General features: G+C 35.6%; 12 protein-coding genes. 8 read left to right on the top strand and 4 right to left on the bottom strand.

From position 1 onward, the window contains the following. Window positions 1-132 precede the first annotated feature (132 nt). Window positions 133-1,191: an MraY family glycosyltransferase gene (locus NSQ89_RS17860; RefSeq protein WP_144544706.1), complete on the top strand. Its 1,059-nt coding sequence runs from the start codon at window positions 133-135 to the stop codon at window positions 1,189-1,191. A 63-nt stretch (window positions 1,192-1,254) separates the two neighbouring features. On the opposite strand, the gene NSQ89_RS17855 is transcribed toward NSQ89_RS17860, so the two are convergent. The 4 genes from NSQ89_RS17855 to NSQ89_RS17840 all read right to left on the bottom strand — a co-directional run bounded on the left by NSQ89_RS17855 (window position 1,255) and on the right by NSQ89_RS17840 (window position 6,047). Next, window positions 1,255-1,392 carry a hypothetical protein gene (locus NSQ89_RS17855; RefSeq protein WP_163186423.1) on the bottom strand — a complete coding sequence of 46 codons (138 nt, stop codon included), beginning with the start codon at window positions 1,390-1,392 and terminating at the stop codon, window positions 1,255-1,257. A gap of 152 nt (window positions 1,393-1,544) precedes the next feature. Then, window positions 1,545-3,914, bottom strand: a complete 2,370-nt coding sequence (locus NSQ89_RS17850) for a SpoIID/LytB domain-containing protein (protein ID WP_341132978.1) — start codon at window positions 3,912-3,914, stop codon at window positions 1,545-1,547. A gap of 273 nt (window positions 3,915-4,187) precedes the next feature. Next, window positions 4,188-5,285, bottom strand: a complete 1,098-nt coding sequence (locus tag NSQ89_RS17845; RefSeq protein WP_341132977.1) for an LCP family protein — start codon at window positions 5,283-5,285, stop codon at window positions 4,188-4,190. A 129-nt stretch (window positions 5,286-5,414) separates the two neighbouring features. Beyond that, window positions 5,415-6,047: a YigZ family protein gene (locus tag NSQ89_RS17840; RefSeq protein WP_061797935.1), complete on the bottom strand. Its 633-nt coding sequence runs from the start codon at window positions 6,045-6,047 to the stop codon at window positions 5,415-5,417. 557 nt (window positions 6,048-6,604) lie between these two features. On the opposite strand from NSQ89_RS17840, the gene NSQ89_RS17835 reads away from it, so the two are divergent. From NSQ89_RS17835 to NSQ89_RS17805, 7 genes are all read left to right on the top strand, one after another. Further along, window positions 6,605-7,744, top strand: coding sequence for a sensor histidine kinase (locus NSQ89_RS17835; protein ID WP_047943670.1), 1,140 nt, complete (start codon window positions 6,605-6,607; stop codon window positions 7,742-7,744). Between the two features lie 189 nt (window positions 7,745-7,933). After that, window positions 7,934-8,620 (top strand): response regulator, encoded by a 687-nt coding sequence (locus NSQ89_RS17830; protein WP_047943671.1) that lies wholly within the window; start codon window positions 7,934-7,936, stop codon window positions 8,618-8,620. A 323-nt stretch (window positions 8,621-8,943) separates the two neighbouring features. Then, a complete protein-coding gene (locus NSQ89_RS17825) occupies window positions 8,944-9,783 on the top strand; it encodes a DegV family protein (protein ID WP_047943672.1) in 840 nt (279 codons plus the stop codon). Window positions 9,784-10,182: 399 nt separating this feature from the next. Further along, window positions 10,183-11,178, top strand: a complete 996-nt coding sequence (locus NSQ89_RS17820; protein ID WP_186325633.1) for an NERD domain-containing protein — start codon at window positions 10,183-10,185, stop codon at window positions 11,176-11,178. Then, on the top strand, window positions 11,178-12,677 hold the full coding sequence (locus NSQ89_RS17815; protein WP_341132976.1) for a DEAD/DEAH box helicase: 1,500 nt from the start codon (window positions 11,178-11,180) through the stop codon (window positions 12,675-12,677). The genes NSQ89_RS17820 and NSQ89_RS17815 overlap by 1 nt, the downstream gene beginning before the upstream one ends. Continuing rightward, the gene (locus NSQ89_RS17810; RefSeq protein WP_341132975.1) at window positions 12,674-13,366 is read left to right on the top strand and encodes a ComF family protein; all 693 of its coding nucleotides are present in this window, start codon (window positions 12,674-12,676) and stop codon (window positions 13,364-13,366) included. Before NSQ89_RS17815 ends, NSQ89_RS17810 begins: the two co-directional genes overlap by 4 nt. A 13-nt stretch (window positions 13,367-13,379) precedes the next feature. Next, window positions 13,380-13,793: a TIGR03826 family flagellar region protein gene (locus NSQ89_RS17805; protein ID WP_047943677.1), complete on the top strand. Its 414-nt coding sequence runs from the start codon at window positions 13,380-13,382 to the stop codon at window positions 13,791-13,793. Window positions 13,794-13,857 lie beyond the last annotated feature (64 nt).

The raw sequence follows: 13,857 nt of genomic DNA, 5'->3' as shown, positions 1-13,857 counted from the left end.
ATATAATTGTAAAAAAAGATAGTAAATTATAGAGACCAAGTATCTCATAAATGTGCTATAATAAATCTCGATATTGTAAGGAAAGACGGATGCCTACAAATGTGCGTTATTAAGGCATTAGGGAGGATCTATATGATTTATATAATGCTTGTTGTATGTTTTATCGCTTCTATCTTGCTTACTCCTGTAGTGAAAAAGCTTGCATTTAAATTAGGAGCAATGGATAAACCAGAACAACGTAAAGTTCATCAGAAAGTTATGCCTCGTATGGGTGGTTTAGCAATATATATAAGTTTTTTAATTGGAGCATTAATTATTAATCCGGATAAAGATTATCATTATCCTATTTTACTTGGTAGTGCGGTAATTATTGTAACTGGAATGCTGGATGATATTTATAATCTTTCAGCGAAAGTGAAATTTCTAGCGCAAACATTAGCAGCCGTGATTGTTGTTGTTTGGGGTGGAGTACAGGTAGAATTCATTAATCTTCCTTTTGGAGGTAAATTGGAGTTTGGGTTCTTAGATATTCCGATCACTATTCTGTGGATTGTAGGAATAACCAATGCTATGAACTTAATTGATGGATTAGATGGTCTAGCATCAGGAGTCTCTAGTATCGCATTATTTACGATTACTGGAATGGCTATGATTATGGGGAATGGGTATGTAATTGCTATTTCCTCTATCGTTTTGGCGGCCACATTAGGCTTTCTATTCTTTAATTTTTATCCTGCTAAGATATTCCTCGGGGATACGGGGGCATTATTTCTCGGCTATATAATAGCAGTTATGTCATTACTCGGATTTAAAAATGTAGCGTTAATTTCCTTTGTTATTCCTGTGATTATCTTAGGGGTTCCTATTTCCGATACGTTTTTTGCGATCATTCGTCGTTTAGTGAATAAGCAGCCGTTAATGGCGCCTGATAAATCGCATTTGCATCATTGTTTGTTAAATGTAGGTTTTACTCATAGACAAACAGTAATTATTATTTATGCAATGGCCTCTTTCTTTGGCTTAGTTGCTGTTATCTTTTCACAAGCAAAAGTGTGGGGAGCAATTTTATTAATAGTTACGGTACTGTTGATTATTGAATTAATCGTGGAGAAAATTGGATTAGTAGGGAAGAATTATAAACCTATCTTAAAATTTATCAATGATATAAGATATTCAGCAGAAAAAAAATAATGATAATAAAAGTCGGGAATGTCTCTAATAACGGAGACATTCCCGACTTTTATTATTATGCATTTACATCCATTCATTCTCTTTCTTGAGAGAAAATGAATCTATTTCTTCTCCTTCTTCATCATCAAGATGAAAGATCTCACTATCATAATGCTTTAAGTGTTCAGGAGTAACTTTATTGAAAATATTTAACTTTTTCATTTCAATCCCTCGCTTAACTACTTTAATACCAATAAAAATAGTATGTACAAATTTGCAAGCTTTTAATTCGATTTTCTATCCATTTAAGGGAGGGAATAAAAAAAGAGCACAGAGACTATGCTCCGTGCACTATATGATAATTACCTTTTTGGCTATTTCACATTTTTCACATATTGTGCTGATACATAACCAGTGACTTTCCCATACTTAATTTTGTACCAAGAACCGCTTTTCGCGTATATGGTGACTTTCTTATTGTTTGGGATCGAACCAACCTTTTTGGAAGAGGTGGTAGCTTTTTGTCTAATATTAAGATTAGAAGCTTTTACAGTCCCTGTCTTTACTTTATATAAGGTGAACTTTTTCGTAACTGTACTCTTTAGTTTACTTCCGTTTACAGACTCTACAGACACAGTGTAGCTGCCGTCAGCTGCTTTTCCAACACTCCAAGTAAAAGAATGGATTCCTGTCTTTAATGATTTATTAGAGGCTAGAGTTTTAACTACCTTGCCTTTACTATTCAAGATTTTTACTGTGGACGTTGCTGATTGATTGATATTAAAGCTAGTCTTTATCTTGTTACCTGCTGTATCATAGCTTGTTTTTACATCTTTTATTGTTGGTGCAACAGCTTTTTTAAGCGTGAAATTTTGTTTCTCTGTTTTTTCTTTTCCTATATTATTAATCGCTTTTATCGTTAGCGTATAGGTGCCATCTTTTACACTACGGACATCCCATTTATAGGAGGACGTACCGGCAGATAGAGACTTATTGCTAGCTAAAGTTTTCATTACTTTATTCTTGCTGTCCGAAATCGTCACCGTTGCTTTAGATGGTTGATTGATAGCGAAGGATGCATTAATAGTATTGCCTTTCTGATCATATGCAGTTTTGATGGAACTAATACTAATAGTTGGCACTTCTATTTTTGCGACCTGGAAGGCAATGTTCGTTGTCACTTTATTATTCGCAATGTCTGTTGCTGTTATTTCAGCTGTGTAACTGCCATTATTCCAGCTTGAAGCATTAGTAGTATAATCGTAACTACCAGCTTGCAAGGCTCCATTGTTTAAAAGTGTAGCAATACTGTTTCCATCGTTATCTTTAATTGTTACAACCGTACTAGCTGCTTTTGTTAGGGTAAAGCCCACTTTAACCGTATTGTTTGCTTGATTAAATTCAGCTTTTCCTTCTTTTAGTTCAGGAACTGTAATTGCAGCAGTCTTACTGTATTCTGTAACTAATTGTGTTCGAGGATAATAAAACGCTAAGATTGTATTGTACTTCTGTCCAGCACTTGCACGGTTATTTGCTCCATATTGGCTTAAACCAACACCATGTCCATATCCTCTTCCAGCGATGCTGTGTGTATCAACAGTAGAAGAGCTCTTTGTAATGAGATAGCTTTTTACATTATTTATGCCGATGATTGCTCTTACTTTTGATGCTGCCACATTTGCCTGTTTTATTTCTTGTAAAAGGAGTGCTCCTTTTGAATCTCTCTGATTTTTTACATAGAATTGAATGGAGATAGAACCTGTGCTTACTCTTTTCGTTGTAGAAGGGTTATCAAAAGATAAGGTAGGAACAGCAACAATTTTGATGTCTTTATCCTTATATCCATTATCATTTAACCATTTTTTTATATTCGTTGTAATGGTGCTGTCTTTTTCAGAAACTTTATTCCACCAAGCATCTGGGTTTGCTACATCATAATCTTGCATATTTATTTGGGCTTTCTGAACATTGAAGCTCCATGTATAGCTTGTATCAAACGAATCTTGTGCATTTACTAAATAAGCAAAATCATTGCCCCACACGTTTTTCGCCGAATCCATTACCCCGCCGTTACTTGCAGAGAAAACAGCATCAATTAAACGATTATTAAATTTTAGTACTTGGCCAGTTGTTGCTTCAACTGCTTGATCTGAATTAGGATGGGAATCATTTAAGCCACCATATACTTGATGGCTGATTGTATCTGTAATGGTTTTGCCGCCATAATTCCAAGAATATGTTCTTGCTGCCACTGCCTGTGCTTTTAAAGCTTCTATATTCCAGGAAGCTGGCATTTCACTCGGAACAACGCCTTTAAGATATTCTTCCATCCCAAGAGTGTTAACTGGACGAATATAATTAGAACCATTTATCGTTTCCATCATAAAGGTAAAAGAACCTTTGTATTTTCTATTGTTAATTGTTAGATAATCATCAGGACTGGATGGAGCAAATGTTAATGAATCAGCTTCATAAAGATAAGTACTTCCTTTATATAGCTTAAGTTTAGCTTGTTCTATTTTAAGGGTATAGGCTGTTGTATTGTTTAAGGAAATTTTTCCATCTGTCGTTTTATATGTTCCTGATGGTGCAATGCTAATTTGAGTTTTGTTTCCTAGATAATTTTTTAGCATAACATGTACTTGTGGTTCACTGCCGCTTGCTGCATAAGTAGGCTGTCCAAATGTAGGTAATAGAGAAATACATAAGATGAATGATAACAACAATGAGAATGTTTTTTTCAATATCGTTGCTCCTTTTATTTAATTGATGTAGATCTGTAATTTAATTGAAACCATTGGAACGAGAGAAGAGTAAAACTTTCTTTCATCATGAAGCTAGTATGATTCTATCATACTTTTATACTAATGTTTCGTGGGTAATACTGGTATTTTAAGAGGTAAATAGTTTTGATAGAAGTCGAGTGAAGGCAAATATAGATGTAAGCAGAAGAAGTATAAATTTTTTTGCAAAAAAAAGACATACACCAGAAGATAAGTGTATGTCAGGTATAAAGATTAATTTAAAGTAGAAGTTTCTGTTGTAGTACTTGTATTAGTATTTGTATTTGATTCAGTGTCTACTGTTGTATCTGTATCCGTTGTACTGTTGGAGTCAGATTGAAGACTTTTAGTGATTCCTAAATGCTGCTGCAGAATCGATTTTGTTTCTGCAAGTGCTGTTTCATCTAATTGATAAATGTATTTATTATCGACACGACCGTCGGTTCCAGCTAGCGTTAGTGTCTCCACTTGTAAACCATTATCTGCAGTTGCATAAGCAATTAGAGATTGTATATCGCTGAATGATAAGTCTGTTGTCATATTGCTTCCTATCGCTTCCATCACTTTTGAATACTTGGTTATTCCCTCGATAGAGACTGCTTTTTTCATAATGGCTTGCATGATTAATTGTTGTCTTTTCCCACGTTCAATGTCATTATCAATTTTTCTTGTTCTTGCAAGGGCAAGTGCTTGTTCGCCGTCCAATTCTTGATAGCCTTTTTCAAGATGAATGGCGCCTGCTTTATCCTTTGAGTTTTGTTCTGTAAATGTTACTGGAACATCGACATCAATTCCACCTAATGCATCTACTACATCCATAAAGGCATCGAAATTCATTTTTACATAATAATCAACAGGAATATCTAGCAATTCTTCCACTGTGTCTAAGGTTGACGAAACCCCGCCGAAATAATGGGCATGAGTAATTTTATCAGAATAGCCGCGTTCAGGAATATATACATAAGAATCACGTGGGATGCTCAGCAATTTAACGGATTTTTCTTTCTCATTTAAAGTAGCAAGCATGAGAGCATCGGAACGAGATCGGGTTGTGCCGGATTTGCTCGATCTTTTCTCACTGTCATCTACTCCAATGAATAAAATTGAAACGTCATCGATGTTTGGATCCACTTTTGCATCCCTTTTAGAATCACGGTCAATTGGCTCATAAGAATCATCTACCACTGATTTTGCCTTTGAATATAAGGTAGCTCCATAACCAATTCCGGCTAAGATAATAACCAGCAATGGGACAAAAATAAATAGCTTAATTTTTTTTCGTTTCTTTTTCTTTGTATCCTTTATTAAAGTTTCTCTTGTATTATTTGCCATAAGTTCTCCTTTTTGAATTAAGAAATAACGGAATGAAAACATACATACTATCTTACCTCTATCTCTCTTTAACGTAAATTAGTAGTTTATTTCTATTCCAGGTATATTTTTGTATTAATTGTAAAAAATTCAAATGAGGGTTTCTGCGTACAAGGTGTCTTTTTCTTTTATAATACCTTGTCCATTTGTTAAGTCAGTTATCCAATCCGTATAAGTCTCTACCTCATCAGAATCCACAAAGACATCAATTTCGACATTTTCTAAATAATGAATATCTTTAATTTCATAGTTCGATGAACGTAATTCATTTTCTATTTTACCAAGTAAGTGATACTCGATGGATACACTGACTATTTGTTTCAACTTTCTTTCAACAATACCGATATTTGCTAATCCTTCAGAGGTTGTTTTTCCATAAGCACGAATAAGCCCCCCTGCACCAAGCTTAATACCTCCAAAATAACGGGTAACAACAACTGTTGTATCTTTCAGACCTTTTTTCTTCAGGACCTCAAGAATTGGTACTCCTGCTGTGCCACTCGGTTCCCCATCATCGTTTGCTTTTTGAATTTGATCATGTTCTCCGATTAAGTAAGCAGAACAATTATGTGTTGCGTCTTTATGTTTTTTCTTGATTTCTCCTATGAAAGCCTGTGCTGCTTCTTCTGTTTCTGTTCGAGCGATATGAGCAATAAAGCGTGATTTTTGAATAATTAGTTCATATTCTCCGTAGCTAGGTACAGTAAGATAGGAAGGAAGCATATTGGCAGCTCCTTTCTTTGTATCTCTTTCCACTAATATTGGCGATTTCATCTTATTTGTTCGTTATATAAGTCATTTTTTGTAACCATTTTCTATAAAAAATTAGTAGAAAATCGATAATTAGTCTTATTTCATTATAATTCGACATTGTTTATTCTTCAATTATTGTTCGCTTTGTAATCAAATCTTAATATAGCGATTTAGCAAGCATGATATAATAAGTAAAACTCCATGCTCGAAAAGACCCGCTACATATGGTATAGGCTATATTTCATGCAGAGGGTTACGAATCTTGGATTACAGGCGCCTTATCAATCTATTTTCTTTTACTTTGTTTTTTGTTTAGAATAGGATAAAATTGTATTATTGCATTTTTACATACTTTTTCACAGTGATTCTTGATGTTAATAGGTCTTCGGACATGGTTTCATATAGGGTGATATATGTCAAAATAACGATTTTAATTTATTTTTCGATGAATTAAACATATTATTAACTTTCAAGCTAAAATAATAATGGATGTTGGAAGGGTTTTAGCCTTTTTGGAGGAATTAAATATGTTGATAAGGAAATTTGACACAAAAACGTTAGATTATATTGTAGAACAAATGATTAAAACCGTTGGTTCAAGCAAAGATGAAATTTTTCGTATTGGAGAACAATGTCGACAAGATTATGAAACCCTTACCGAAGAATTAAAAGAAATGAAAGTTCTTGTATTAGAAACGATAGAAAAAGGAGACAAGCTAGAAATCCAGTCTCGGTTTGCTCGTAAACGCTTATCAGAAGTCAGTAAGCACTTTAATGAATACTCAGAAGAAGAAGTACGTGAGGCTTATGAAAGAGCACATACACTGCAAATGGATTTAAGTGTGAATCGGCACTTAGAAAAGCAGTATCGAGAACGCCGCGATGATTTAGAGCGTCGATTGTTAGGTCTAGATGAAACCATTAAGCGGGCAGAACATCTGGTCACACAAATTTCTGTCGTGATGAATTATTTGGTTAGTGATTTAAAGCAAGTTGGCGAAGTAATCGAAGACGCCAAACAAAAGCAGGATTTCGGACTGAAAATTATTGGTGCCCAGGAAGAAGAGAAGAAAAGACTTTCTCGAGAAATACACGATGGTCCTGCACAAATGATGGCAAATGTAATGATGCGCTCTGACTTAGTGGAAAGAATATATAAAGAGCGTGGGGCGAAAGAGGCCTTTGAAGAAATCAGAAATTTAAAAGTGATGGTACGAAGTGCATTATATGAGGTAAGACGAATTATTTATGATCTTCGTCCAATGGCTTTAGATGATCTTGGCCTTATTCCGACGCTAAAAAAATATTTGAAAACAACAGAAGAGTATCATGACTCAATAAAAATTGAGTTTGCCACCATCGGAAAAGAAACAAGACTTCCAAGCAAATATGAAGTTGCAATTTTTCGCTTAGTTCAAGAATCAGTCCAAAATGCTTTAAAGCATGCAGAAGCATCTAATATCTCCGTAAAAGTAGAATTACGAATGGAGCAAATTATCGTCTTAGTTAAGGATAATGGAAAAGGATTCGATAAGAATGAGAAAAAAGAAGAATCCTTTGGTTTAATTGGGATGAAAGAAAGAGTAGAACTACTGGATGGGGAATTAACCATTGATTCCAAACTTGGAGTTGGAACCATTGTTATGATCAACGTTCCTATTAGATGATAAGAATGACTGTTTTCGAGAAGTATGTTATTTTAACCAAAATGAAGTTTAACATTTTTGTGTTGAATGGATTGGAGGATGCTTGACTCCTATCAAGTAGTGTGTGGAGAGAAAAGCAAGAAGTTCATTTCCTGCCAAAAATAACATTGTGACGAAAAGAGCTTAAAGAAAATAAGGGAGGCGGAGCAGTTGACTACAAGGATAGTTATTATTGACGATCACCAATTATTTAGAGAAGGGGTAAAAAGAATTCTCGACTTCGAATCAAGTTTCGAAGTAGTAGCTGAAGGAGACGATGGTACACAAGCTATTCAGCTAATCGAAGAATACCAACCCGACGTAACAATCATGGATATAAATATGCCTACCATTAATGGTGTAGAGGCAACAAGACAATTACTAGAGAAATTTCCAGAAACAAAAGTCATCATCCTATCTATACATGATGATGAAAACTACGTAACCCATGCCCTTAAAACAGGCGCGAGCGGTTATCTGCTTAAGGAAATGGATGCAGATGCATTAATTGAAGCGGTTAAGGTAGTAGCAGATGGAGGGTCTTATTTACACCCGAAAGTAACCCATAATCTCGTTAATGAATATCGCCGTTTAGCAATAGAGAATGCAAACTCGGATGAACATCATGTCCAAGTAGTAGAAATTAGAAGACCATTGCACTTGTTAACAAGACGTGAGTGTGAAGTTTTACAGCTTCTTGCTGATGGAAAAAGTAACCGAGGAATCGGAGAGGCACTATTTATTAGTGAAAAAACGGTTAAAAACCATGTAAGTAATATTTTACAAAAAATGAATGTGAACGACCGTACACAAGCAGTAGTTGTTGCTATTAAAAACGGTTGGGTAGAAGTTCGTTAAGAAAAAAGGGGTTACCTAAATCACTTGTTGGTTTGAGGAAACTCCTTTTTTTAACGAATTGTTTTATTTGGTGAGGTTGGTGTTTTCGTTGCAATTGCAATCATATGAAAATGCGATAAAATTGGAGGAAGTGAAAGTAAAGAAATATTGCCATCCTAATCAACCTCTAAAGTGAAAAATCTGTTATAATATTTCCTTGCCATTTAAAATTCCATATAAATTCCTCTTTATGTGCATTATAATAGAATTAATCGATAATGCTAATTAACTTTTATAGTTAAAATATGTATACAAACGAATAGATAAGGAAGGTAACTAATTGCATGAAAACAGCTATTGTTACAGATAGTACGGCCTATATTCCTAAAGAGGTGAGGGAGAAGTACAATATATATATGATCCCATTGACAGTCTTCTTAGGGTCAGAAGTATATGAGGAGGAAAAAGAATTAACCGCATCTGAATTTTATGAAGCAGTTAGAAAAATGGACCTGCCTACGACCTCTCAACCATCTATTGGAAAATTTGTAGAGCTATTTGAAGAACTATCTAAAAATTATGATGAAGTAATAAGTGTTCATTTATCAAGTGGTATCAGCGGCACTTATCAAGGAGCCATTACTGCTGGAGATATGGTAGAGGGCATTAAAGTATTTGCTTTTGATACAGAAATAAGCTGCATGGTTCAAGGTTTCTATGCTATAGAAGCAGCAAAATTAGCTCAACAAGGGAAAAGCGCAGCAGAAATTATTCCCATTCTTGACGAATTAAAACAAACAAGCAACGCCTACTTTATGGTAGATGATCTATCAAATCTTCAAAGAGGTGGACGACTATCCAGTGCTCAAGCAATCATCGGCAGTCTTCTGCAGGTTAAGCCATTGCTGCATTTTAAGGATAAGATAATTGTCCCATTTGAAAAAATCCGCACAAAAAAAAGAGCAATGAGGCGAATTGTCGAACTTCTCCGCGAAGAAACGAATGGAGGCAGCTACTACGCTGCCATCATCCATGCTAATCGCGAAGAAGAAGCAAAAGAATGGAAAGCAGAACTAGAACAAGAATTCCCCAATATTGAATTCTCATTAAGTTACTTTGGTGCTGTTATTGGTACACACTTAGGAGAAGGATCAATGGGACTTGGCTGGATAAAGAAAAGATAATAATGCTGTTTGGAATCCCGGTTCTTGGAAAAGAATCGGGATTTATTTGTGGGAGTCGCAAGGAAAGGTCGAAAGGTCGCAAGGAAAAGTGAGGGGGGCGCAAGGAAAGGTCGAAAGGTCGCAAGTAAATGTGAGAAAGTCGCAAGCAAGTGGGGAGGTCACAAGGAAAAGTGGAGAAATCGCAAGTAAAAAGTAAAAAAGCCGCAAGTAAAGCCAAAATACACACAAGAAAACGCAACAAGGCAACAAACAAAAGCCTTAAATATGCAACAAAAATTACTACTATCCTCTCAAGAAAGCACGGATTTTATTAACATTAGCCTTTTTAATCAAATAGGCAGGAATTTCAAATGGCTATATAGAAATAAATTCAGTATGAAAAAGAAAGGAAGTGAGCAGTTGATCGTAAAACCAATTGAATATCCACATCAAGCGCTCCAATTAGAGGCCTTGCTCTCGAGGATTAGAACTAATCATCCTAATATTTCGTTGATAAATCAAGATTATCAACGGAAGTTGGCAGGATACAGGGGAGAGAAGGCAGTGGATTTCCCACTTAGTTTTTTGCCAGATGATGAATACTTTATTCTGCATGATTTACGCCTATGGGACGGAAAACGTTTTTTTCAAATTGATGTATTAATTCTGCATGCGAAATATGCGTTAATCCTTGAAGTGAAAAATATCGTTGGCGAGCTATACTTTGATACTGATTTACACCAAATGATACGAATAAAGGAGGAAGAAAAAGAGGCATTTCCTGATCCTATTATTCAAGTGAACAGATTAAAGCGACAGTTTGAAGGCTGGCTATTAGCAAATCAATTTCCTGCTATTCCAATTTACGCTCTCATTGTATTTAGTAACCCAAAATCAATTTTGCGGTTATCCTCTCCTCAAATTCAAACCTTTAAAAACACTATCATTCATAAAGAATATTTACCAGAATTGATTCCCAAACTCACTTCTTCCTATAAAAAATCTTTTCTTCTAACAGAGGAAAGAAAGAGATTAATCAAATGTCTTAAAAGAAAGAATACTCCTTTAGATACGGATATTTTGCAAAAGTATCAGGTGGAAAAAAGAGATATTATTTCTGGAGTGAAATGTGAAAGCTGTAACCAATTTTTGATGTGTAAACAAATGCACTATTGGTATTGCCCTAGCTGTAGCAATAAGTCAAAAAACGCTATACTCCCCACTTTGAAGGATTATTACCTGCTTTTTGGAGAGGAAATAAGCAATTCACAACTAAGACAGTTCATGCAAGTTGACTCTATTTATATAGCTTCAAGGATATTAGCAAATTTGAAACTGAAAAGAACAGGCTGTGGAAAAAAGACGATTCATCATTTAACCTTAACTCTATTTAAATCAGAACTAGGAGGAAAATAATGCGATTTTATCAAAAGGACAATATATTACTCCCCACGAAAAGTAATTTCTCTCACTCCTTCCGAATCTCCAATGCTTCCCAAAATCAACTGATAATGCCGCCACTTAATAAAGCTTATCCATTTAATCCGCAACTCCAAGCTTCCCTCCAAGGTAAAACTTTACTACTAGCTGAGCTCCCTTTTTCAGAACAAGAAATCCAAGCACATTACGAAAATGGTTATTGCTCGTATAGGAAAGGGATAGAGAAAAAAGCTCGCAATAAGTACATTTGCATGCGTTGTGGAAATGAAAATCAGGAGTTATTTGCTACTTTTCCTTGTGCACGATGTAAAGAAAACTGCAGTTATTGTCGAAATTGCATCATGATGGGGAGAATAAGTGAATGTACCCCATTAATTAAATGGAGTGGGCCAGAACTGGATCAAGAAACATCAAAAATTACATTACAATGGAACGGCAGTCTTTCACAAGGACAGCAAGAGGCATCAGACAAAATGGAGCAAATCATCGAGGCACAATCGGAGCTTCTTATCTGGGCAGTGTGTGGCGCTGGGAAAACGGAGATTCTTTTTAAAGGAATTGAAAAAGCATTGCGTGATAATCAACGTGTATGTATTGCTACTCCTCGTACAGATGTTGTCCTCGAATTGGCCCCTCGATTACAGGAGGTTTTTCCAGAAATAAAGGTATTGCCTGTTTATGGTGGTAGTGAAGATCGTCATCTGTATAGTCCGCTAACGATTAGCACGACCCATCAGCTTTTTCGGTTCCACCAAGCCTTTGACCTCATTATTTTAGATGAAATGGATGCATTTCCATATTCCGTTGATAAATCGCTTCAATATGCTGTGCAAAAAGCCAAGAAGGAACAATCGACACTTATTTATTTAACGGCGACTCCCGATAAAGACTGGCAAGAAAAGTGTAAGCATAGCAAAGTTCACTTTGTGACCATTCCAGCACGCTTTCATCAATATCCGTTGCCTGTTCCAGATTTTCAATGGTGTGGGAATTGGGAAAAGGGCTTGAAAAAGGACAAGCTCCCTGCCATGCTTGTTGATTGGATTCGAGAACGAGTTCCACAAAATAAACCTATGCTCTTATTCGTGCCCAAAATTCATTATATGGAAAAAGTGAAAAAGCTGTTGCAACCAATTGTTGATAAGGTTGAAGCCGTTCATGCTGAAGATCCTGATCGAAAGGAAAAGGTACAAAAAATGCGTAATAAAGAAGTGGATTTGCTTGTTACAACAACGATTTTAGAGAGGGGCGTTACTTTTCCAAATGTAGATGTTGCTGTTTTAGGAGCGGAAAATCGGATTTTCACAGAGAGTGCTCTTGTACAGATTGCGGGAAGAGTAGGGAGGAAAAAGGAATTTCCAGATGGAGCGATAACTTTTTTTCATTATGGAAAAACAAATAATATGGTATTAGCGCGAAAGCAAATTAAGCGAAGCAATCAAGAAGCAGGAGAGAAGGGGATGCTACTGTTATGATTTGCGTGATTTGCTTAGCACCAGTTATACCGGAATTTAATTGGACCTATCTTTTCTCGAAAGCACCAGAATGCTATTTATGTGCGGGCTGTAAGGAGAAGTTAGCAGTAATAAAGGGAGATACTTGCCGAATTTGTGGCCGATCTCTTCAGTTCTTGGAGTCCGTTCATGTTAAAGAGGGCATGTGCCATGATTGTCAAAAATGGGAAGACGAAGAGGAATGGAAAGGAATACTGCAATCCAACCAATCGTTATTTTTGTACAATGATTTTTTGAAAGAAACGATTGCGCGGTTTAAATATAGAGGGGACTATAATATAGCTGCAGCCTTTGTTTCTTTTTTACCGAAGGATTTCGGAAAAAATAAAGTGGTGATGCCTATTCCATTAAGTGACGAACGTTTGTACGAAAGAGGCTTTAATCAAGTAGAGGCAGTTTTCTTTTATGCAAAAGTTCCTTATGTAAATGGTCTTGTGCGCATACATAGTGAAAAACAATCGAAAAAAACACGAAAACAACGATTACAGATAGGAAATATTTTTAAAATAGAGCAAAAAGAGGCTGTTATCGCTCAAGATATTATTCTGGTTGACGATATATATACTACAGGTGCAACGCTACGAAATGCAGCGAAAGTGCTAAAGGAAGCCGGAGCAAAGTCCATCACTTCCTTTACAATTGCAAGATGAGGAGGAATCATGGATGGCTGAACTAGGGAATTGCCCAAACTGTGGCGATATATATGTGATAAATAACATTCGAGATGTGTGTTTGAAATGCTATAAACAAGAAGAAGCAGATTATGAAAAAGTATACCAATATATTCGCAAAAAGCAGAATCGCACAGCGCAGATGGATGATGTGGTCGAAGCGACTGGTGTAGAAAGAACATTGATATATAAATTTATCAAAAAAGGCAGAATCAAGCTTGCCCAATTCCCTAATCTTGGATATCCCTGTGCCAAGTGTGGAACGATTATTCGAGAAGGGAAGCTGTGTCATTCTTGTTTATCAGGAATACAGAATGATCTAAATGTGATGGAAAAGGAAGAAGAAAGAAAAAGAGAAATGGAAGAAAGAAATAAATCAGCCTATCGAGTATTAGATAAAAGGTAGAATAATTAAAAAAGTTTAATAGAATTGTAATTCTATTAAACTTTTTTAATTAAATTTTACCATT

Source organism: Niallia sp. FSL R7-0648 (assembly GCF_038007005.1).
GTDB classification, from domain to species: domain Bacteria; phylum Bacillota; class Bacilli; order Bacillales; family Cytobacillaceae; genus Niallia; species Niallia circulans.
The sequence above is the reverse complement of the archived record's forward strand: the minus strand, read 5'-3'. Positions and strand labels throughout refer to the sequence as shown.